Consider the following 21,929-nt stretch of genomic DNA (forward strand, 5'->3'; position numbering starts at 1 on the left):
TTGCTGTTTGGTTTTTGTTAATTTATGCGTTCCAGGCCGATGAAGCGGTGATCGTCCCCCGTCTTGAGCAAAAAACGGCCATGGACCCCGCTCTGACCGACGAAAGGACGGATCTTGTCCAGCCCCAGCTCCAGGGTCAGTCCCTGATCGCTGCGCACCACCAGACGGCGGGCATGGCCCTGGTACATCAGCAATATCTCGTCACGGGACAGACTCAATCCAAAGGTAAACTGCTTCACTCCCTCTTCTCCTCCTGCAGGCCGCCGACCCGGGTCGGCTGGCATCAATGACAGGGCCGGACTATCTGCCCGGCCCTGTTTCCCTTCACTGGCGCAAGGTTACTGGGCCAGGGCCTTGCTTACCTTCTCGTAGAGATCCCGGGCCAGGCTCGGCAATCCCTGCAACCTTGCCAGCTCGGCGCGGATCAGCCCCTTGCGTGCCTCGTCCAGCCGCTTGAACTGGATAAGCGGGGTAATGAGCCGCGACGCCACCTGGGGGTTGATGCTGTTGAGCTCGATCAGCAGATCGGTCAGGAAGCGATACCCGGACCCGTCCCTGGCATGGAACTGCACCTGGTTGCCCATGGCGAAGCTGCCCACCAGGGCCCGCAACCGGTTCGGGTTGCGGATGCTGAAGGTGGGATGGCTCATCGCCTGTTTCACCTCATCCAGCACGTCGGCGGCCGGCTTGGCGCCCACCAGCCGCAGCCAGTTGTCCAGCACCAGGCCATCCTGGGCCCACTTGCCTTCAAAGTCCGCCAGCAGTGCGGCGCGGCAAGGCAGCAGATGGCTGTTGGCCACCTGCAGCGCCGCCAAGGTATCGGTCATGTTGTCGGCCGCCCCGTACTGCTCGCGCACCAGGGCATCGGCGCGTTCTGCATCGAGCGCCGCCAGATAACCCAGCACCACGGCCTTGAGGGCCCGCTTGGCCATGTCGGCGTGCACCACCTGATAACCGGTCAGACGCAGGCTGTCATAGGTGGCCGCCAGCCGCGGGCCAAAGGCCTCGGCAAGACGGGTATGAATGGCATCCCGCACCCGATGGATGGCGTCTATGTCCACCACCTCGAACAGCTCGGCCAGGGTCGCCTCCCCCGGCAGCGTCAGGATCTCCGCCTTGAGGGCGGGATCGAGGCTGGCCTCGTCCAGGATGGCGACAAAGGCGGCCAGCAGGGTAGCGGAGAGTTCAACCTCCTGCCCTTGCTGCACCCGGGTGACACCGTCGAACACCGCCTTGTTGATCAGCATCTGGGCCGCATCCCAGCGGGCGAACTCGTTGCGGGCATGGCGCATCAGGAAGGCCAGGGCTTGCTCGCTGTAGTCATAATGCAGCTTGACCGGGGCACTGAAGTCCCGCAGCAGGGAGGGCACAGGCCTCACCGGCACCTGGTCGAACACGAAGGTCTGCTCTGCTTCCAGCACGTCGAGCACATTGCCGATGGCCTGACCCTGGTATTGCAGCGGGATGACGGCCCCCTGCTCGTCATAGAGCTCGATGTCGAAGGGGATATGGAGCGGCAGTTTCTGCGGCTGATCCTGGGTCGGCGGCGTGTGCTGGCGTACGTGCAGGCGATAGACGCCGCTGTCGCCATCGTAGTCGTCGGTCACGGTGAGCTCCGGGGTGCCGGACTGACTGTACCAGCGGCGGAAACGGCCGAGATCCCGACCCGAGGCATCTTCCATCGCCTGCACGAAGTCATCGCAGGTGGCGGCGGAGCCGTCGTGACGCTCGAAGTAGAGGCGCATACCGGCCTGGAAGGCCGCTTCTCCCAACAAGACGTGCAGCATGCGGATCACTTCAGCGCCCTTCTCGTAGACGGTCAGGGTGTAGAAGTTGTTCATCTCTATCACCACATCCGGACGGATGGGATGGGCCATGGGGCCGGCATCTTCGGCAAACTGCGGGCCGCGCACGGTACGCACGTTGTTGATGCGGTTGACGCCGCGCGAACCCAGATCCGAGGAGAACTCCTGATCCCGGAACACGGTCAGCCCCTCTTTGAGGCTTAACTGGAACCAGTCGCGACAGGTGACCCGGTTGCCGGTCCAGTTGTGGAAGTATTCGTGGGCGATGACCCGCTCGATGCCGTGATAGTCGCCATCGGTGGCGGTGGCCGGGTTGGCCAGCACGAACTTGGAGTTGAAGACGTTGAGCCCCTTGTTCTCCATGGCGCCCATGTTGAAGAAATCCACCGCGACGATCATGTAGATGTCGAGGTCATACTCGAGGCCGAAGCGCTGCTCGTCCCAGCGCATGGCGTTGACCAGGCTCTCCATGGCGAAACCGGCGCGGTCCAGGTTGCCCTTGTCGACGAAGATCTCGAGGGCCACCTCGCGGCCGCTCTGGGTGGTGTAGTGGCTACGCTCCACGTCGAAGTCGCCGGCCACCAGGGCAAACAGGTAACTCGGCTTGGGGAAGGGATCCTGCCACTGCACGAAGTGGCGGCCACCGTCCAGATCGCCGCTGTCGACCTTGTTGCCGTTGGAGAGCAGGTAGGGATACCTGGCCTTGTCGGCGGTGATGCGGGTGCTGTAACGGGCCAGGATGTCGGGCCTGTCCAAGTAATAGGTGATGCGGCGAAAGCCCTCCGCCTCGCACTGGGTGCAGTAGGCATCACCGGACTTGTAGAGTCCTTCCAGCGCCGTGTTGCCGGCGGCGTCCAGATCCGTGACTATGGTCAGCACGCACTCGGCGGGCAGGTTGCTGAGTCGCAGCTGGTTGTCGGTCAGCTCGTACTGCTCGCACGCGACCCCGTCTATGCTGACGCTCACCAGCTGGAGATGCTCGCCATCGAGCGCCAGCACCTCATTGTGCTCGCCGTTGCGACGCACGCGGGAGATGGCGGTGACACGACAGAGGGGGTCCTGCAGCTGGAAATCGAGATCCAGGCTGTCTATCCAGTAGAGAGGGGCTTGATAATCCTGGCGATATTTGGCCGTCATGGCCTGGGAGTGATCGGTCATTATTATGTGGCTTCCACGCTTGTTATGGGCGTATCGAGGCTGTCACAAGGCCAACCCCGGGTCAAATGGTTTGCATTCAGGCAAGAGAAAGGGCGACTTGCGTCGCCCTTTTGTTCATGACTCGCCGAGCCTCACCTCAGTGGGGTGCCAGCTTGACCAGATCCGCCGTGATGTTGGCGGACTCCAGCAGGTACTCATCAGGCGCCTCAAAGTCGGCAGGCAACTCGTCCAGGCTCTTGATGGCAGGCTTGCCCATCCGCCCCAGGCGTTCGTTGGCCCGCTGCAGGGCCAGGGCATCCTGCTTGTCCTGTTCGGCGCGCCGCTGCGCTTCGTTCAGGGAGAGGGATTTCTTGTCCTTCTCGGCACGATACTCCTCTATGTCCTGCAGCACGTAGGCGAACTCGGGATCCGTCTTGATCCTGGCCTGGTGCGCCGCCTCCAGCTTGGGGATCAGGCTGGTGAAGTTGCCCAGGGTCTGATAATCCGCCGAGGCAATCTTGTCCCAGGGCAGCGCATGGAACTCACGGCTCTCCCCCGTCTCCTCCGGCGTGACCGGGGTCGGGAAGCTGATGTCCGGCGCGACGCCCTTGTTCTGGGTACTGCCGCCATTGATGCGGTAGAACTTGGCGATGGTGTACTGCACGTGGCCCAGGGGCTGATCGTAGAAGTCGTACACCTTGGCCAGGCTGCGATGCTGCTGCACAGTGCCCTTGCCAAAGGAGTTTTCCCCCAGGATCAGGGCGCGGCCATAGTCCTGCATGGCGGCGGCGAAGATCTCGGAGGCCGAGGCGCTGTAACGGTCGATCAGCACCGACATGGGCCCGCCGTAGTAGACCTGGCCATCGTCATCGCCATTGACCGAGATCCGGCCCATGTGATCCCGGATCTGCACCACGGGACCACTGGCAAAGAAGAGCCCGCTCAGAGCGGAGGCCTCGGTGAGGGCACCGCCGCCGTTGCTGCGCAGGTCCACCACCAGACCGTCGATCTTCTGCTTGTTGAGGCTGGCCAGCTCCTTGATGACATCGTCATGGAGGTTGACGTAGAAGCTCGGGATCTCGAGCACCCCAATCTTCTTGCCCTGGGTCTTGATCACCTTGGACTTGGCGGCCCTGTCTTCCAGGCGCACCTTGTCCCGGGTCAGCTCGACCTGTTCGGTCTTGACGCTGGCGCCCTTGCCACGCTGGATCTCGAGGCGCACCTTGCTGCCCTTGGGCCCCTTGATCAGCTCGACCACGTCATCCAAGCGCCAGCCGATCACATCGACTATCTTGCCATCCTCCTGCCCCACGCCGACGATCTTGTCATCGGGCTTGAGGTGGTTGGACTTGGCGGCGGGGCCACCCGGCACCAGGGAGCGGATCACGGTGAAGTCATCTTCCGCCTGCAACACGGCGCCTATCCCTTCCAGCGAGAGGTTCATCTCGGTGTTGAAGCGATCGGCATTGCGGGGGGAGAGATAGCTGGTGTGAGGCTCGATGGCGCGCGAGAAGGAGTTCATGAAGAGCTGGAACACATCCTCGCTCTCGGTCTGGGACATCCGCTTGATGGCGTTGTTGTAACGCTTGCCGAGCAGCTCCTTGATCTCGGGCCACTCCTTGCCGCTGAGCTTGAGGCTCAGGGCATCGAACTTGACCCGCTGGCGCCACAGCTCGTTGAGCTCGGCTTCATCCCTGGGCCAGGGTGCCCCTTCCCGATCGAAGACATACTGGTCGGGCTGGGTGAAATCGAAAGGGGTATCGAGCAGTTGGAGGGCGTATTCGAACCGCTCATAGCGTCGCTGCTGACTCAGATTGAACATATCGTAAGCGGGCGCCAGACGGCCCCGCTCGAGATCGGTATCGAAGCCATGACGGTATTTTTCGAACCGCTTGATGTCAGAGGCCAAAAACAGGTTGCGGCTGAAGTCCAGATTCTCGAGATACTGATCGAACACCACCTCGGAGAAGGCATCGTCCAGCTTGAACTGCTTGTAGTGGGAGCGGGTAAACAGATTGGCAATTCGCTTGCTGGCCGTAGCATGTTGGCTCTCTTGAGCCAACACAGGCAAATCACTTTCCTTGAGCACCGGCTCGACGGCCTGTGCAAGCCCGGCAAGCGCCAGGCTACAGGCGACGAGGGAAAAACGAATTACGCCATGCTTCAACATTTGTCTCCTTAGAGAACCAGATGCTCGAATTTGACGCGCAGCATCATGCCGGTCTGCAGCTGAACCTGCACATCATCCTTGGTGATTTCCTTGATGGTCGCCGGGACCGGAGACTTGCCCAGCACCACGTTGACGGCTTGTTCCACTTTCAGCTCACCGGCCTGGGCCTGACGATACTGCTTGGGAGCAGCAGCGGCGGCATCCGGTTTGCGCGGGGCAGGACGACGGGGCTTCTTCGGTTTCTCTTCACGCTTGCCAGCGGCATCGGCCTTCACCTCGCCCTTGGACTCTTTCTTGTCGTCCTTGTTGCGACGGTTGGCAAAGACGCGGTCCTTGCTCTCCTTGAGCGCCTGCTTGGCGTGCTCGATGTGCTCTTCGGTCAACAAATCGCCCGGGTTACCATCGAGATCGACGCGAGCCTGGCCGGCCTTGAGGCCGTGCAGGTAACGCCAGCTGGAAGTGTATTGACGCAGGGCGGAACGCAGCATGGTCTTGGAGACCCTGTCATCGTCAGCAAGACGCTCGGCCAGATCCTGGAAGATGCCAATCTTGAGTGGCTTAGCCTCTCCTTCAGCGATGAAGCAGGCCGGGAATTTCTCGACCAGGTAGGCAACGATCTCTTTACTGTTCTTCAGCTTTTCAGTGTTTTCCATGTATAACCTTGGCTTTCATATAAACGCACGGGCAACCCCGAGCACAACAAAGGCCCCATTATAGAGAGCTTGGGACCTTTTGCGAACCATCTCGCACCTAACTTACAGCAGGCGTTCCAATATTTGGACCGTTTCTTCCAGCCCGACCCGGTCAATCTGGTCAAAACGGTTGAAAACGGGACTGTCGATATCCAGCACCCCTATGATGACGCCATCACGGCGCAGCGGGATCACAATCTCCGAATTGCTGGCTCCGTCGCAGGCGATGTGCCCCTCGAACTGGTGCACATCGTCGATGAGCTGGGTCTGCCCCTCGGCCACCGCCGTGCCGCAGACGCCGCGCCCGACCGGGATGCGCACGCAGGCGGGTTTGCCCTGGAAGGGACCCAGTACCAGTGTCTCCCCCTGCAACAGATAAAAACCGACCCAGTTGATGTCGGTCAGCTCCAGGTTGAGCAGGGCGCTGAGGTTGGCCAACTTGGCGATGAGGTCGGGTTCCCCTTCCAGCAAGGCATGGGCCTGCTGGTTGAGCGTGCGATAAAATGCTTGTTTTTCAATCATGATGAAATGGTCTTGATTCTCAGATAACCAGTGCAAGGTACCGCCCTGCCTGAAAAATTCAAATTAAATTTGCGCCGCCCCCCCTCAACGGGTCACCGACAGCGCCACCTGTTGCCGTTCGCCATTGTCCCATTCGATGACCAGCAGCCACACCATGCGGTGACTGGTGCAGGCCCCGACCTGGGTGCTGGCCAGCCAGTGCCCTTCCCCTTGTCGCTCGAAAAACACCGGGATGCGCCCCATGAACATCTCCTGCCCCTCCAGCCAGCTCTTGCTGGGCACTTGCCCCTGCGCCACCCCGTCAAGGCGTATCTGAAACGCCTGTTCTGCTCGCAGAGGAGGGTCGCTCAGGGCCACAGTGAGCGGCGCCCCCCCGACCAGGATCTGGCAGGGGGTGTGGGACAGATCACAGATCCGATCATTTTTCGCGTCCGCTCCCACCCCGTCCACACCGTCGAACCAGGTCCGATAGGCCATCAAGCCGAGCAAAATAGTCAACACGATGAGCAGATGGGCAAATTTGCGTGAAGTGAGTCTCTCTTTCATTAAAAAACAACCTTGTAAGCTGGCTTTTAAATGCCATTTTCGTGATCTTGCGCATGGTAAAAATTGCGCGATGCGCCTGCGCTCGGAGCCAAATATATCACTGTTTATACTGTTATTTTACCTGTCACTTCAGTATCATTCCCATCGAATTTTCATTTAGCTACTTTTTGCTTTTCCTTTCGTTAACAGTCGTTAACAACTGGAAATGCAGTCGCTGATGAATTGAGTTGTCAGTCCCGGCCACCGGGCAAAAATCAAACAACAGCAGCATCGGAAGCGGAATACAACGATGAGCCATACAACAAACCACCCTGAGTACAACTACACGGTTGTCCGTCAGTTCACCATCATGACTATCGTCTGGGGAATTGTCGGCATGTCGGTAGGGGTACTGATCGCAGCCCAATTGATCTGGCCTGCCCTCAACTTCGATACCCCCTGGCTGACCTACAGCCGCCTGCGTCCCCTGCATACCAACGCGGTCATCTTCGCCTTCGGTTGCAGCGCCCTGATGGCGACCTCCTTCTACGTGGCACAGCGCACCTGCCAGACCCGGCTGTTCGGCGGTCCCCTGGTGGGCTTCGTGTTCTGGGGCTGGCAGGCCATCATAGTCGCCGCCGCCATCTCCCTGCCCATGGGATACACCACCTCCAAGGAGTACGCCGAGCTGGAGTGGCCCATCGACATCGCGATCGCCGTGGTCTGGGTCTCTTACGCCATCGTCTTCTTCGGTACCCTGATGAAGCGCACCACCTCCCACATCTATGTGGCAAACTGGTTCTTCGGCGCCTTCATCATCACGGTGGCCGTGTTGCACATCGTCAACAACATGGAAGTGCCGGTCAGCGGCATGAAATCCTACTCCATGTACTCGGGCGCCATGGATGCCATGGTGCAGTGGTGGTATGGCCACAACGCGGTCGGCTTCCTGCTCACCGCCGGCTTCCTGGGGATGATGTACTACTTCGTGCCCAAGCAGGCAGGCCGTCCTGTCTACTCCTACCGTCTCTCCATCGTGCACTTCTGGGCGCTGATCTCTCTCTATATCTGGGCCGGCCCGCACCATCTGCACTACACGGCGCTGCCCGACTGGGCCCAGTCCCTGGGGATGGTGATGTCCCTGATCCTGTTCGTCCCCTCCTGGGGTGGCATGATCAACGGCATCATGACCCTGTCCGGCGCCTGGCACAAACTGCGTTACGATCCGGTACTGCGCTTCCTGATCGTCTCCCTGTCGTTCTACGGCATGTCCACCTTCGAAGGCCCCATGATGGCCATCAAGACGGTCAACGCCCTCTCCCACTACACCGACTGGACAATCGGTCACGTCCACTCCGGTGCCCTGGGCTGGGTTGCCATGATCTCCATCGGCGCCGTCTATCATCTGATCCCGAACCTGTTCAATCAGGGCCGGATGTACAGCGTGCGTCTCATCAACATCCACTTCTGGCTGGCGACCGTGGGCACAGTGCTCTACATCGTTGCCATGTGGATTTCAGGCGTGATGCAGGGTCTGATGTGGCGTGCGGTCAACGACGACGGCACCCTGACCTACAGCTTCGTGGAAGCCTTGCAGGCCTCCTATCCCTTCTACTTCGTGCGCTTCCTGGGTGGCTGCTTCTTCGTCACCGGCATGCTGCTGATGGCCTACAACAGCTATCGCACCATCACTGCGCCCAAGGGTTCCCTCGAACCCGTCGCACAGCCAGCCTGATCTGAAGGGGTTAAAGCATGAGCAACAATAATCGTCACGAAATCTTTGAAAAAAGCGTCCCCATGCTGGTGATTGGCATCATTTTCGCCATCAGCCTGGGGGGCCTGGTCGAGATCACGCCGCTGTTCTTCCAGAAGCAGACCAACGAGCCGGTGGAGGGCCTCAAGGCCTACACCGCCCTGCAGATGGAAGGGCGTGACATCTATATCCGCGAGGGCTGCACCGTCTGCCACAGCCAGATGATCCGCCCGTTCCGCGCCGAGACCGAGCGTTACGGCCACTACTCGGTCGCCGGTGAGAGCGTGTGGGAACACCCCTTCCTGTGGGGTTCCAAGCGTACCGGTCCGGATCTGGCCCGGGTCGGCGGCCGCTATTCCGATGACTGGCACCGCGCTCACCTGATCAACCCGCGCGACGTGGTGCCCGAGTCCAACATGCCCAGCTTCCCCTGGCTCGAGACCAACATCCTGAGCGGCGAGCTGACCGGCAAGAAGCTGGCACTGTTCCGGGATCACTTCGGCGTGCCCTACACGGATGAAGACATCCAGGGTGCCGAGGCGGCAGTGAAAGGCAAGAGCGAGCTCGATGCCCTGGTCGCCTATCTGCAATCACTGGGTCATGCCCTGAAATAAGGAGTCGGGAGATGGATTACGGCACCTTTCGCGGACTCTATACCCTGCTGCTGATGCTGATGATGTTCGGCATCATCGCCTGGGCCTATAGCAAGCGCCGCAAGGCCTCCTTTGACGAGGCCGCCAACCTGGTTTTTGCCGATGACGAGCAACCCAGTGCTGATAACAAGAACGCAGGAGCGAAGCAATAATGAGCACTCTGTTAAGCATTTTTGTGACCTTGGTGTCACTGGGTACCATAGTGGGCTGCTTCCTGCTGCTCATGTGGTGCCGCAAGGACAAGATGGGTGTCGAAGAGGGCCAGTCCATGGGCCACTCCTTCGACGGCATCGAGGAGATCAACAATCCGCTGCCCAAGTGGTGGAGCTACATGTTCCTCTTCATGATAGTGATTGGTCTGCTCTACCTGCTCGCCTTCCCGGGCCTTGGCAACTTCAAGGGCCTGCTGGGCTGGCAGAGTTCCCACCAGGACATCCGCTCCCTGGCAGAAGGCAAGGCAGCCATCGAGGCCGCCAGGCAAGAGGGCAGCGCCCCCGAGTATGACCGCGAGCTGGCCAAGGCCGATCAGGTCTATGGTGCCAAGTTCAAGGAGCTCACCTATCAGGCCGATGGCAAGAGCTACAAGGCCATCGAGCAGATTGCCGCCGACAGCGAGGCGCGCAAGGTAGGTCAGCGTCTGTTCCTGCAGAACTGTGCCCAGTGTCATGGTTCGGATGCCCGCGGTGGACGCGGTTTCCCGAACCTGACCGATGCCGAATGGCAATGGGGCGGTCAACCGGATCAGATCAAGACCACCATCATGAACGGCCGCCAGGGGGTGATGGCCGCCTGGGGTGAGGTGCTTGGCAAGGATGGGGTCAAGGAAGTGGCGGCCCATGTGCTGAGCCTGTCCGGCCGCAAGGTCGACATGGTGGAAGCGAAGAAAGGGGAAGCACGCTTTGCGGTGTGCGCCGCCTGTCACGGCCCGGATGCCAAGGGCGGCATCGCCGTCGGTGCGCCGGATCTGACCAACACCACCTGGTTGTACGGTGGCTCCCGTCAGGTCGTCGAGGAGACCATCACCCATGGTCGTCACGGCGTGATGCCCGCCTGGAAGGACATTCTGGGCGAAGACAAGGTTCACCTGCTCGCCGCCTATGTGTACAGCCTCTCCCATGGCGCAGAAGCGGCACAATAACAGCAGTAACATGTGATAAACACGTGATTACTCAGCAAAAAGCCTCGACTCTTCGAGGCTTTTTGTTATCTTGTGTCGCGCTGATTTCTCATTTTCGTTAATCATAGGTTTCACGGTAGTAGCACCATGACTCAACCCTGGTATCGCCAATTCTGGCCCTGGTTTCTCATCGCCCTCCCCGCCACCGTCGTCGTCGCCGCCATCGTCACCGCCATCATTGCCAGCAAGGATGGGGTCAATCTGGTGGCGGAGGACTATTACAAGCAGGGCAAGGAGATCAATCAGGATCTCAGCAAGTTTGACCGTGCCGAGGCGCTCCATATCCGCATCGCACTCCAGCAGCAGGATCAGGTACTGACCCTCAAGCCCGTGAGCGGAGATATGGTGCCCAACCAGGCGCTGCGCCTCTCCCTGTTCCACCCCACACTGGCCGGACGTGACAGCGAGCATCTGCTGACCAGCGATGCCAGCGGCACCTATCGCCTCCATCTGGATCAACCCCTGAGCGGCAAGTGGCACATTCGGGTCGATGCCTTTGACCACGAATGGCGTCTGCAAGAGACGGTGCATTTCCCCCTGACCGAGCCGGTGGAGCTCGATCCCAAGGGGCGTTGACCCCAGGACGACCGGCCCTCTGCTTGCGGCCGGCCACATCATTACCATCATGCCCCGTTCACGGGCTCACCCCCAAGGAGGGACATGCCATGTCCGGCTGTTTTCACTGTGGCGAGCCGGTGCCGGCCAACAGCCAGTATGCGTTTGAGATCAAAGGGATACTCAGGCCAATGTGCTGCCCAGGCTGCCAGGCGGTCGCCCAGACCATCATGGAGTGCGGCCTCTCCAGCTACTACGAACACCGCACCGCCCCGGGCGCCAAGGGGGAGATGATCCCCGCCGAGCTGGCCGCCCTCTCCCACTATGATCTGGCCGATGTGCAGCAGGAGTTCGTCACCGACACCGGCGCCCTGCGGGAGATCCAGCTCAGCGTGGAGGGGCTCACCTGCGCCGCCTGCGCCTGGCTCATCGAACGCCACCTCACCACCCTGCCCGGTCTGCGCTACATAGTGGTCAACACCACCACCCACAGGGCCCGCATCAAGTGGGATCCGGCCCTGCTCTCCTTGAGCGAGATCCTCAAGGGGTTCGCCCGCATCGGCTACCGGGCCTACCCCTTCCAGACCCATCAACAGGAGGCCCTCTACGCCCGCGAGGTGCGCCGCTACATGTTCCGGCTCGCCCTGGCGGGGCTCGGCTCCATGCAGGTGATGATGTGCGCCGTGGCGCTTTACATGGATCTCTTCATCAGCGTCGAGGAGGAGTTCATGATCTACTTCAAGTGGATAAGCCTGCTGCTCTCCACCCCCATCATGATCTACTCGGCCCAGCCATTTTACGCGGGGGCCTGGCGCAGCCTGCGCCAGGGCCAGCTATCGATGGATGTGTCGGTGTCGCTGGCACTGCTCGGCGCCTTCGCCGCCTCCATCTGGGCAACCGTCTTCAACACGGGTGAGGTCTATTACGACTCCATCACCATGTTCGTCTTCTTCCTGCTGCTGGGGCGCTTTCTCGAGTTGCGCGCCCGGCGCAAGGCGTCGGAGTCCAGCTCCAACCTGGCGCGGCTGGTGCCCATCATGGCGACCCTGGTCGATGAACAAGGGGAGCACGAGGTGGCCGCCAAGACCCTCAAGGTGGGGGACAAGGTCCGGGTACTGGCCGGGGCCACCCTGCCCGCGGACGGCATTATCATGCAGGGGCGAGCCAGCCTCAACGAGGCCATGCTGACCGGGGAGCAGCTGCCGCTGACCAAGGGAGAAGGCGACGCCGTCTACGCCGGAACCATCAACACGGATGCACCGCTGCTGGTGCGGGTCAACCAGCCCATCGCCCACTCGCGCATCGCCCAGATCATGCGCATGCAGGATGAGGCCCTCGCCGACAAGCCCGCCATCGCCGAGCTGGCCGATACCCTGTCGCGCCACTTCATCCTGGTACTGCTCATCATCGCCGCCGCCGTCTGGACTTTCTGGCACTTCCATCAGCCGGAGCAGGCCTTCTGGGTCACCCTGGCGGTGCTGGTCGCCACCTGCCCCTGCGCCTTGTCCCTCGCCACCCCGACCGCCCTCACCTCGGCCACCGCCCACCTCACCCGCAGCGGCATACTGCTGCGCCGGGGCCATGTGCTCGACATCCTGACCCGGACCAACCGGGTGGTGATGGACAAGACCGGCACCCTCACCACGGGGGAGATCCAGCTCGGCGCCATCCAGCTGCTGGGGGACATGGAAGAAGCCCAGTGTCTCGCCATTGCCCGGGCGCTGGAATCCCAGTCCGAGCATCCCATCGCCCGCGCCTTTCGCGCCCCCGGCGAAGTGGGTCTGGCCGTGCGCGATATCCAGCCGGTCATCGGCCATGGCATCAGGGGCACGGTCGCAGGTCACCCCTATCGCCTCGGCAGCGCCGCCTGGCTCGGCATCGCTCCCGATGACACTCCCGGCCTGACCGTCTATCTCTCGGGGGAGCATGGCCCCCTCGCCCGCTTCCAGCTGGAAGACCGCCTGCGCCCCGACGCTCACGCCCTGATCGACGCCTTCAAGGCCGCCGGTCTCAAGACCACCATACTCACCGGGGATGGCTCGGCCCAGGCCGACGAGATTGCCCGCACCCTCGGGGTGGACGAGCTGATAAAAGGCGCCACTCCGGATGGCAAGCTGGCGTACCTCAAGGCCAGGGAGGCGGCCGGGGATATCAGCATCATGGTGGGGGATGGCATCAATGACGCCCCCGTGCTGGCGGGGGCCCATGCCTCCTTTGCCATGGCAGGCGGCACGGATCTGGCCAAGAACAGCGCCGACGCCATCCTGCTGGGCGACAACCTCGCCCGCCTGCTGGAGGCACGCACCCTGGCCCTGCGCACCCGCAGGATCATCAAGGAGAACTTCGCCTGGTCCATCGGCTACAACCTGCTGGTGCTGCCACTCGCGGCCAGCGGCTGGTTGCCCCCCTATCTGGCGGCGGCCGGCATGTCCCTGAGCTCCCTCATCGTCGTCACCAACTCCATGCGCTTGAACCGGGATACCATCACTCGATCATCCGGGGCGGCCCAAGCTGAGCCTCCGGCAACAGGAAACGGGCATCCGCCGCTCGCCGGGCTATCATGACCCTCTTCACCACAAGGCCAGTGCCATGAACATCATCTTCGTCCTGATCCCCATCGCCATCCTGTTTGTGATCATCGCCGCCGTCGTCTTCTTCTGGGCCATACGCTCGGAGCAGTTCGAGGATCTCGACAGGCAGGGCTCCAACATACTGTTCGATGAAGATGACGCCCCAAGGCAAGGAGACAAGGACAGCAAAGATGATCGGCAACCTTGATCTGCTAGGCGCCCTGCTGGTGGGATTGGCCGGGGCCGGCCACTGCATCGGCATGTGCGGCGGCGTTTCCGCCGCTCTCTCCATGGCCATTCCGCCAGCAAGGCAACACTTCTGGGGACGCCTTGGCTACCTCCTGTACTACAACCTGGGGCGGATCTTGAGTTACGTACTGGCCGGCGCCCTGGTGGGGGGGCTGCTGGCCACCACGGGAGAACTGGGAGCGGGCAAGCACGCCATCGCTGGCCTTCGCCTCCTCGCGGCCCTGCTGATGATAGCCCTGGGCCTCTATCTGGCCGGCTGGTGGCAGGGAATATTGCTGCTGGAGCGGCTGGGGGCCAGAGTCTGGCCCCATATCCAGCCCCTGGCAGGCAAGTGCCTGCCTCTCGACGCGCCCTGGCAGGCCCTCCCCTTTGGCATGGTGTGGGGCTGGCTTCCCTGCGGGCTGGTCTACTCCATGCTGACCTGGAGCGCGGCGGCGGGCTCGGCCGGCAAGGGGGCCCTCATCATGCTTTGCTTTGGTCTCGGCACCCTTCCGACCCTGTTTGCCCTCGGCGGTCTGGCCGACAGACTGCGTTACTGGCTCACCCTGCGCAGCCTGCGTCTGGCGGGGGCTCTGCTGCTGATTGTTTACGGTCTGCATACCCTGGTGGTGGGATTAGCATCCCTTTGAAACCCTATCCAAAACGGATGGGTTGATGGTAGACTTGTTTGATATAAATCAATTATTCCAAATGAGCCTATGATCCCGGACAAGAAACCTGGCAGACGTATTCAGAGCGGTGGCTGTGCAATTCATTGCCAGGATTGCAGCATCAGCCAGCTCTGCATCCCCTTCAGCCTCAATGACAGCGAGCTGGATCAGCTCGACAGCATCATAGAGCGCAAGAAGCCGATCCAGAAAGGCGAAGAGCTGTTCAAGGCGGGCGATGAGTTGAAATCCCTCTACGCCATCCGTTCCGGCACCATCAAGTCTTATACCATCACCGAACAGGGTGACGAGCAGATCACCGCCTTCCACCTGGCTGGCGATCTGGTCGGCTTCGATGCCATCAACAAGCACAGCCACCCCTCCTTCGCCCAGGCGCTGGAGACCGCCATGGTGTGCGAGATCCCGTTCGATGTGCTCGACGAGCTCTCCGGCAAGATGCCCAAGTTGCGCCAGCAGATCATGCGGCTGATGAGCAACGAGATCATGGGGGATCAGGAGATGATCCTGCTGCTTTCCAAGAAGAATGCCGAGGAACGTCTGGCCGCATTTCTCAGCAACCTCTCCCAGCGGTTCAGCGATCGCGGCTTCTCCGCCAAGGAGTTCCGTCTCTCCATGACCCGGGGCGACATAGGCAACTATCTGGGGCTCACCGTCGAGACCATCAGCCGTCTGCTGGGTCGCTTCCAGAAATCGGGCCTCATCGGGGTCAAGGGCAAATACATTACCGTGCTCGATCAGGCTGCCCTCTCCGCCATGGCCGGCATCACCCGTCCCTGCGCCTGACACCTCCCTCCGGGGCCGGATCCCTTGCCCAATAATTTGATCCGGCCCACGTCATTCCCTCTGCTCCTGCGCTAAGCTGTAAAGGCTAAAGGCCTGTCATCATTGGTCTTTTGTCCAAGGAGGAGCACATGGTCAACTACCGAAAAATCCTGGTGGTCATTAACCCGGAGCAAGAGCGCCAAATCGCCCTCGAGCGTGCAGTCAAGGTGGCCGAGCTGGAAACAGACGCAGTGCTTACCCTGTTGCTCACCATCTACGACTTCTCGTACGAGATGACCGCCATGCTCTCGAGCGACGAGCGGGACGAGATGCGCGCCGGCGTCATCAGCCAGCGCCGGGAGTGGCTGGACGAGATCCTCACCCCCTATCGTGCCAGGGGCATGCAGTGCGAGGTCAAGGTCGTCTGGCACAGCCGTCCCTTCGAGTCCGTCATTCAGGAGGTGATCAACGGCAAGCATGATCTGGTGGTCAAGGCGACCCACCATCACAACTTCCTGCAGACCTTCATCTTCACCCCCACGGATTGGCACCTGCTGCGAAAATGCCCCTGCCCCGTCTTGCTGGTCAAGGAAGGGCACTGGCAGCGCGGTGGCAATATCATCGCCGCCATCAACTGCTCGAGCGACGACAAGGAGCAGCAAGGGCTCAACGATCGCATCACGGAGGAGGGGCTGGGGGTGGCCGATCTGCTCGGTGCCAGCCTCTATCTGGTCAATACCTTCCCGGGCACACCGGTCAATGTGGCCATCGAGTTGCCCGAGTTTGATCCCCACGCCTACAACGAGGCGATCCGCAAGCATCATGAATCCCTGCTGCTCAGCCATGCCGAGCGCTACCAGATCAATCCGCTCTGGACCCGGGTTGCCGAAGGCCTGCCGGAGGAGGTGTTGCCGGATCTGGCCGACGAGCTCAAGGCAAGCCTGATGATCATGGGCAGCGTCGGGCGCACCGGGCTCTCAGCCGCCCTGCTTGGCAACACGGCCGAGCAGGTGATAGACCGCCTGCCCTGCGACATCCTGATCCTCAAACCGGCCGACTATCAGTGTCCCGTCGAGGCCAAGTCGACGGAACCGTAACGGCGCCTTGCCCTCCCCCGGGACATGGCTATAATAAGCCGCTTATTTTTGTCCCGGGTTTGAGGTCATGGTGCAAGAGCTGAACGCCAAAGAAAAATACAGTTTCAACAAGCTGCAAAAGCGCCTTCGGCGCAACGTAGGTCAGGCCATCGCCGACTTCAACATGATTGAAGAGGGTGACAAGGTGATGGTCTGCCTCTCCGGTGGCAAGGACAGCTACGGTATGCTCGACATACTGCTGAGCCTGCAGGCCAGTGCCCCCATCCACTTCGATCTCATCGCCGTCAACCTGGATCAGAAGCAGCCGGGCTTCCCCGAGCACGTCTTGCCCGCCTACCTGAGCGAGCTGGGTGTTCCCTTCGAGGTCGTCGAGGAGGATACCTATGCCATCGTCAAGGAGAAGGTCCCCGAAGGCAAGACCACCTGCGCCCTCTGCTCACGGCTGCGTCGCGGCATCCTCTACCGCCGCGCCCAGGAGCTGGGTTGCACCAAGATAGCCCTTGGCCATCACAGGGACGACATCCTCGAGACCCTGTTCCTCAACATGTTCTATGGCGGCAAGCTCAAATCCATGCCCCCCAAGCTGGTGAGCGACGATGGCAAGAACGTGGTGATCCGCCCGCTCGCCTACTGCAAGGAGAAGGATCTGGCCCGCTATGCCGAGGTCAAGGCCTTCCCCATCATCCCCTGCAACCTTTGCGGCTCTCAGGAGAACCTGCAGCGCAAGGCCATCAAGCAGATGATGCAGGACTGGGATCGCCGCTTCCCGGGCCGTATCGAAACCATGTTCACCGCCATTCAGGACGTGGTGCCGAGCCACCTGCTCGATCACCAGCTGTTCGATTTCAAGAGCATCAACCGGGATTCCGGTATCATTGACGGTGGCGACAAGGCGTTCGATCCCCCCGAGCTGCCAAAAGCCCCCCTGCTCGACATCGACGAGATGGACATGCTGGACGTGATCGAAGTGCGCTGATGACGCCTTCGCCATGAAAAAGGAGCGCGCTGCGCTCCTTTTTTGATCTGGCACCCGCCGGGCTGGCGAGCAGGGTTCACCCCTTGTGCAGCCAGGGGGTCAGGCGCACCAGTCGCCCCGCCACCACCAGGCTCCCCCCCTCGAAGTCGGCCAGCTGCTGATTGTCGATGGTCAGGCTGCCCCCTTGCCAGGGCAGTGTCAGCTGCTGCGCCCCCTTGCGCAGGTAGGCATGACCGGACGCAGGCGTGAGGGAGAGCCGCACTCCGGCCTGGCCCGGGAGAAAATGCTTGCCTATCATGCCCGCCATCTTGTCGAGCAGGGCCTGCATCTCTCCCTGGGCCCCCAGCAGATCCGACACCGTCACCGCCCCATCCTCAGCTTGCGCGAGCTCGGCCATCACCTGCACCGAGAGATCGCAACGGCCATGGCGGTCCGCCATCTCCAGCAGCACCTTGCCCTTGTCCAGATAGACCTGCTCGTCAAAGGGCAGGATCAGCCCTCCATCCTCGGCCACGACGGCGGGCCTGTCCCGGTTGTCGCTGTGAATGCGCGCCGACTGGGCCAGACACGGCTCCCCCTTCTCGGGATCCATCAGATAGAAGCCGAGTCGGGCCCGGCCGAAATCGCCCTTCGCCTGGGTTTTCATGTGTCCGTAGAAGGTGCCGTAATCCAGAGCAAGGGGCTGCGCCATCAGGGCCCCCGGCAGCAGGGCGCCGGCCAGGATCAGGGGTTTGTACCAGAGCGTCATGTCACATCCTTATGCATTGAAATGATCCGGTGTCGCCGGCCCTTCGCTGACCTCCACCGCGATGCCGCACAGATCCCGATAGAGGATCCCCTTGCAGTTGAAGTAGAGGGGGGCAACCCAGATCAGCCCCAGCCCCATGGGGATCATGGCCAGCAGGCAGAGCCCCAGCAGTATGCCGTGCAGCAGCACCAGGGAGGGCCAGCCCCGGGCAAAGACCCGCAGCGAGACCAGGATGGCCTGGGCCGGGCTCAGGCCCCGCTCCAGCACCAGGGGCACGGTAAACACCAGCCCCATGCCCACCAGGGCGGAGGGGATGAAGGCGAGCACCACGGGCAGGCCCAACAGGGCGAACAGGGGACCAAACAGGCTGGTCAGCAGGCTGCCGAGCAGGCTCAGGGTCCCCAGGCGCAGGAAGTGGCGGAAGAAATCAAAGACCTGACTGGCCCGGGCCCGCAGCCCGATGGCCTGGGCCAGCCCCAGCATGTCCAGGGCCGAACTCATGGGGGCCATGGCCACCGTCAGCAACAGGCTGACGAACATGGCGCTGTCCACCCCCTCCTCGCTGCTGAGCAAGGGAGCGAGCAGCACATTGCTGAGCAGGATCCAGATCGCCATGACCCCCATGATGGCAAACAACAGGCCGAAGCCGTTGCTGCGCGTCTGTTGCCAGCTCTCCTGCAAGATGGCCCTTACATCGAGCCGATACCCCTTGCTCAGGGACTCCTCGAGGGAGCCGCCTATCCGCATTCTGTTGCTCACTAAATTGCCCACGCCCAGGTGAAAGAGAAATAACAAGGGGCGTATTATAGCGGTTCGAGGGGGGAAACCCAGTCTTTTTGCCTGGGGCCAATAGGGTAAAAAGTCTTTAAATTCATGGCATGGCGACCAAAAGGATCCCGAATTCTGCGCACAGGCGCCGGGCTCAGGCCCCAGGCTGTATGGCTGCCCGTCCCGCAGGCACCGCTCTTCTGCGCGCCATCACCCCATGCTTTCCCCCGAGGCAAGCGATGAGCCATGGCAACCCCGGCAGTGAGGGCCATCGCCGCTGGCCGGCAAGTCCGGTGCGCCCAGGGGCTTGATTGACCCCACGTCTTGCCCCGACCGCACCAATGTGGGGCTCAAGCTGAGATCGTTTTCACACTTTCGTCACCTGGGCATGGATCTTGGGGGCCCTTGCGCCTATGGTTCACGGCATACGCAACCGGTTGCGTAACCGGTTGCTCATCATGTCATCGGCCAGGATGAAGTGGCTGCATCCCCCGTCAGCGGGATCCAGCTCCCTTCGCCGAAGCGCCAGGAGAGAGAAGTATGAAACGAGGCAAGCTGCTCAACGCCCCCCTGAGTGCCCTGGTGGCACGGATGGGCCACACCGACGAGATCACCGTCTGCGACGCGGGCCTGCCCATCCCGGCCGGCCCCGAGCGCATCGATCTCGCCCTGATGGCGGGCACGCCGAGCCTTGCCACCGTGTTGACCGCCCTGCTCACCGAGCTGGTGGTGGAGAAGGTGATCATGGCAAGCGAAATAAAACTGATCAGCCCCGATGCCCATCAGGCGCTGGTGGCGCAGATTGAGGCCCATGCAGCGGCACAGGGCAAGCCCATCGCCATCGAATACTGCCTGCACGAGGCGTTCAAGGCCCGCACCCACCAGAGCAAGGCCATAGTGCGCAGCGGCGAGGTGACCCCCTACGCCAACCTCATTCTCTGCGCCGGTGTGGCGTTCTAAGCCTTCAAGGAAGCTGCCAATGAGCACAACCTCCTCACCCATGCCGCCCCTTGCCGGGGGCGCCAATACGCTCCCCTCGCCCATTCTCTCGCTCACCGGGATCGTCAAGACCTTCCCCGGGGTGCGCGCCCTCGACGAAGCGGGCCTCAAGGTCTATCCGGGCCAGGTGATGGCCCTGCTCGGCGAAAACGGCGCTGGCAAATCCACCCTGATGAAGGTGCTGACCGGCATCTATCAGGCCGACAGCGGCACCATCAGCTATCGCGGTCAGCCGGTGCACTTCAAGGGTCCCCGCGACTCCCAGGATCAGGGGATCAGCATCATCCACCAGGAGCTGAACCTGCTGCCCGAGCTCTCCATTGCCGCCAACATCTTTCTCGGCCGCGAGCCGCGCACCCGCTTTGGCAGCATAGATCACAAGCAGCTGCGCGAGCGGGCAAGCACCCTGCTGGCACGCCTCGGCGTCAAACACGGCCCGGATACCCGGCTCGGGGACTTGTCGATTGGCGAGCAGCAGATGGTGGAGATCGCCAAGGCGCTGTCGTTCGATGCCAACGTCATCATCATGGACGAGCCCACCGATGCGCTGACCGACACAGAGACAGAGCAGCTCTTCACCGTCATTCGCGAACTGCGCGAGCAGGGCTGCGGCATCGTCTACATCTCCCACCGCTTGAAGGAGATCTTCGAGATCTGCGATCGGGTCACAGTGCTGCGGGACGGCAAGTGGATTGGCGAGCAGGCGGTGAGGGATCTGGATGAAGACAGGATCATCGAGATGATGGTGGGCCGCCGGCTGGAGGAGCAGTACCCGCGCCTGGCCCGCGAGCTCGGCCCAATCAGCCTGCAGGTGAAAGAGCTGGCCGGCCCCGGCGTGCGCGGGGTGAGCTTCTCCCTGCGTCAGGGGGAAATTCTCGGCTTCAGCGGCCTGATGGGATCCGGCCGCACCGAGCTGATGAAGCTCATCTACGGCGCCAGCCCCATCAACAGCGGCGCTGTCGAGGTCGATGGCAAGGTACTGGTGCCGCGCACCCCGGCCGACGGTCTGGCCGCGGGCATCGCCTATATCTCCGAGGATCGCAAGGGAGATGGCCTGGTGCTGGAGCTCTCGGTGCGCGAAAACATGAGCCTGTGCGCCCTCGGCGAGTTCATCCGTGGCGGCAAGATTGACGGCCAGGCCGAGCGCCAGGCGGTGGGGGATTATGTGCGTCTGTTCAACATCAAGACCCCGAGTCAGGATCAGCTCATCAAGCTGCTCTCCGGCGGCAACCAGCAGAAGGTGGCCATCGCCAAGGGGCTGTTGACCCGGCCCAAGGTGCTGATCCTGGACGAGCCGACCCGCGGCGTCGACGTCGGCGCCAAGAAGGAGATCTACCAGCTCATCAACCAGTTCAAGAAGGAGGGGATGAGCATCATCCTGGTCTCCTCCGAGATGCCGGAAGTGCTCGGCATGAGTGACCGCATCCTGGTGATGCACGAAGGGCGCATCAGCGCCGAGTTCAATACCCGGGACGCCAATCAGGAGAAACTGATGGCGGCGGCCGTGGGTAAACAGTGGCAAGCAGAGCAAGAGGCAGCACAATGACAACCCAAACCCTTCCCCGCCGCGGCGTCATGAGCAAGGCATGGTGGATCGAGAACAAGTCCCTGGTGGCCCTGCTGGTGCTGATCGGCGTGGTCTCCTTCCTGAGTCCCAACTTCTTCACCGCCGACAACCTGCTCAACATACTGCGCCAGACCTCGGTCAACGCCATCATGGCGGTGGGCATGACGCTCGTTATTCTGACGGCCGGCATCGATCTGTCGGTGGGCTCCGTGCTGGCCCTGTGCGGCGCCCTGGCCGCCACCATGGTGGCCATGGAGCTGCCCATCGCTCTGGTGATCCCGCTCACCCTGGGGGCCGGCGCCCTGCTCGGCGGCATCAGCGGCCTCATCATCGCCAAGGGCAAGGTGCAGGCCTTCATCGCCACCCTGGTGACCATGACCGCCCTGCGCGGCGTCACCATGGTCTACACCGAGGGGCGCCCCATCTCCACCGGTTTTAGCGAGGGCTCCGATCACTTCGCCTGGCTCGGTACCGGCTACCTGCTGGGTCTGCCGGTCCCTATCTGGCTGATGGCCATCGTCTTCCTGCTGGCCTGG

21 protein-coding genes and 1 pseudogene are annotated in these 21,929 nt (G+C 61.9%); 14 read left to right on the top strand and 8 right to left on the bottom strand.

Going from position 1 to position 21,929, the window contains the following annotated elements; genetic code table 11:
* Window positions 1–17 precede the first annotated feature (17 nt).
* From BN1119_RS00680 to BN1119_RS00705, 6 genes are all read right to left on the bottom strand, one after another.
* Window positions 18–239, bottom strand: coding sequence for a DUF2835 family protein (locus BN1119_RS00680; RefSeq protein ID WP_041992385.1), 222 nt, complete (start codon window positions 237–239; stop codon window positions 18–20).
* Between the two features lie 99 nt (window positions 240–338).
* Window positions 339–2,963: an aminopeptidase N gene (gene pepN / locus BN1119_RS00685; protein WP_041992388.1), complete on the bottom strand. Its 2,625-nt coding sequence runs from the start codon at window positions 2,961–2,963 to the stop codon at window positions 339–341.
* A 136-nt stretch (window positions 2,964–3,099) separates the two neighbouring features.
* Window positions 3,100–5,112: a carboxy terminal-processing peptidase gene (gene prc, locus BN1119_RS00690; RefSeq protein WP_041992391.1), complete on the bottom strand. Its 2,013-nt coding sequence runs from the start codon at window positions 5,110–5,112 to the stop codon at window positions 3,100–3,102.
* A gap of 8 nt (window positions 5,113–5,120) precedes the next feature.
* Entirely contained in the window at window positions 5,121–5,765 is a 645-nt protein-coding gene (proQ, locus tag BN1119_RS00695; protein ID WP_041992394.1) for an RNA chaperone ProQ, read from the bottom strand.
* 102 nt (window positions 5,766–5,867) lie between these two features.
* Window positions 5,868–6,326 (bottom strand): GAF domain-containing protein, encoded by a 459-nt coding sequence (locus BN1119_RS00700; RefSeq protein WP_041992396.1) that lies wholly within the window; start codon window positions 6,324–6,326, stop codon window positions 5,868–5,870.
* A gap of 84 nt (window positions 6,327–6,410) precedes the next feature.
* On the bottom strand, window positions 6,411–6,872 hold the full coding sequence (locus tag BN1119_RS00705; RefSeq protein ID WP_041992399.1) for a hypothetical protein: 462 nt from the start codon (window positions 6,870–6,872) through the stop codon (window positions 6,411–6,413).
* Between the two features lie 289 nt (window positions 6,873–7,161).
* Between BN1119_RS00705 and ccoN the strand changes: the two genes are divergently transcribed.
* From ccoN to ttcA, 11 genes and pseudogenes are all read left to right on the top strand, one after another.
* Window positions 7,162–8,586, top strand: a complete 1,425-nt coding sequence (gene ccoN, locus BN1119_RS00710; protein WP_041992403.1) for a cytochrome-c oxidase, cbb3-type subunit I — start codon at window positions 7,162–7,164, stop codon at window positions 8,584–8,586.
* A gap of 17 nt (window positions 8,587–8,603) precedes the next feature.
* Window positions 8,604–9,218 carry a cytochrome-c oxidase, cbb3-type subunit II gene (ccoO, locus tag BN1119_RS00715; protein ID WP_041992406.1) on the top strand — a complete coding sequence of 205 codons (615 nt, stop codon included), beginning with the start codon at window positions 8,604–8,606 and terminating at the stop codon, window positions 9,216–9,218.
* Window positions 9,219–9,229: 11 nt separating this feature from the next.
* The gene (locus tag BN1119_RS00720; protein ID WP_041992409.1) at window positions 9,230–9,409 is read left to right on the top strand and encodes a cbb3-type cytochrome oxidase subunit 3; all 180 of its coding nucleotides are present in this window, start codon (window positions 9,230–9,232) and stop codon (window positions 9,407–9,409) included.
* Window positions 9,409–10,395: a cytochrome-c oxidase, cbb3-type subunit III gene (ccoP, locus tag BN1119_RS00725; RefSeq protein ID WP_041992412.1), complete on the top strand. Its 987-nt coding sequence runs from the start codon at window positions 9,409–9,411 to the stop codon at window positions 10,393–10,395. The genes BN1119_RS00720 and ccoP overlap by 1 nt, the downstream gene beginning before the upstream one ends.
* Before the next feature lie 126 nt (window positions 10,396–10,521).
* Entirely contained in the window at window positions 10,522–11,010 is a 489-nt protein-coding gene (locus BN1119_RS00730) for a FixH family protein (RefSeq protein ID WP_041992415.1), read from the top strand.
* 89 nt (window positions 11,011–11,099) lie between these two features.
* Window positions 11,100–13,466, top strand: a pseudogene (locus BN1119_RS00735) (heavy metal translocating P-type ATPase); the annotation flags it as partial.
* Window positions 13,467–13,578: 112 nt separating this feature from the next.
* A complete protein-coding gene (ccoS, locus tag BN1119_RS00740; protein ID WP_041992418.1) occupies window positions 13,579–13,767 on the top strand; it encodes a cbb3-type cytochrome oxidase assembly protein CcoS in 189 nt (62 codons plus the stop codon).
* Window positions 13,751–14,437 carry a sulfite exporter TauE/SafE family protein gene (locus BN1119_RS00745; RefSeq protein ID WP_041992420.1) on the top strand — a complete coding sequence of 229 codons (687 nt, stop codon included), beginning with the start codon at window positions 13,751–13,753 and terminating at the stop codon, window positions 14,435–14,437. Before ccoS ends, BN1119_RS00745 begins: the two co-directional genes overlap by 17 nt.
* A gap of 69 nt (window positions 14,438–14,506) precedes the next feature.
* Window positions 14,507–15,259: an FNR family transcription factor gene (locus BN1119_RS00750; RefSeq protein WP_041992423.1), complete on the top strand. Its 753-nt coding sequence runs from the start codon at window positions 14,507–14,509 to the stop codon at window positions 15,257–15,259.
* Between the two features lie 128 nt (window positions 15,260–15,387).
* Window positions 15,388–16,335 carry a universal stress protein UspE gene (gene uspE, locus BN1119_RS00755; protein ID WP_041992426.1) on the top strand — a complete coding sequence of 316 codons (948 nt, stop codon included), beginning with the start codon at window positions 15,388–15,390 and terminating at the stop codon, window positions 16,333–16,335.
* A 67-nt stretch (window positions 16,336–16,402) separates the two neighbouring features.
* Window positions 16,403–17,311, top strand: coding sequence for a tRNA 2-thiocytidine(32) synthetase TtcA (gene ttcA / locus BN1119_RS00760; RefSeq protein WP_041992431.1), 909 nt, complete (start codon window positions 16,403–16,405; stop codon window positions 17,309–17,311).
* Between the two features lie 76 nt (window positions 17,312–17,387).
* On the opposite strand, the gene BN1119_RS00765 is transcribed toward ttcA, so the two are convergent.
* Together BN1119_RS00765 and BN1119_RS00770 are read right to left on the bottom strand one after the other, a co-directional pair.
* Complete coding sequence (locus tag BN1119_RS00765; protein WP_041992434.1) at window positions 17,388–18,059, bottom strand: DUF2987 domain-containing protein; 672 nt, start codon at window positions 18,057–18,059, stop codon at window positions 17,388–17,390.
* A 9-nt stretch (window positions 18,060–18,068) separates the two neighbouring features.
* Window positions 18,069–18,806, bottom strand: a complete 738-nt coding sequence (locus tag BN1119_RS00770; protein WP_041992437.1) for a DUF2189 domain-containing protein — start codon at window positions 18,804–18,806, stop codon at window positions 18,069–18,071.
* A gap of 561 nt (window positions 18,807–19,367) precedes the next feature.
* On the opposite strand from BN1119_RS00770, the gene rbsD reads away from it, so the two are divergent.
* The 3 genes from rbsD to BN1119_RS00785 form a co-directional block, all read left to right on the top strand.
* On the top strand, window positions 19,368–19,787 hold the full coding sequence (rbsD, locus tag BN1119_RS00775) for a D-ribose pyranase (RefSeq protein WP_041992439.1): 420 nt from the start codon (window positions 19,368–19,370) through the stop codon (window positions 19,785–19,787).
* Between the two features lie 19 nt (window positions 19,788–19,806).
* Window positions 19,807–21,372, top strand: coding sequence for a ribose ABC transporter ATP-binding protein RbsA (rbsA, locus tag BN1119_RS00780; RefSeq protein WP_041992442.1), 1,566 nt, complete (start codon window positions 19,807–19,809; stop codon window positions 21,370–21,372).
* Window positions 21,369–21,929 (top strand): ABC transporter permease subunit (locus BN1119_RS00785; protein WP_409337741.1); only part of this gene is annotated, 561 nt, incomplete at its 3' end. The genes rbsA and BN1119_RS00785, both read left to right, overlap by 4 nt.

It is taken from the genome of Aeromonas bivalvium, from assembly GCF_000819765.1.
Taxonomy (GTDB): domain Bacteria; phylum Pseudomonadota; class Gammaproteobacteria; order Enterobacterales; family Aeromonadaceae; genus Aeromonas; species Aeromonas bivalvium.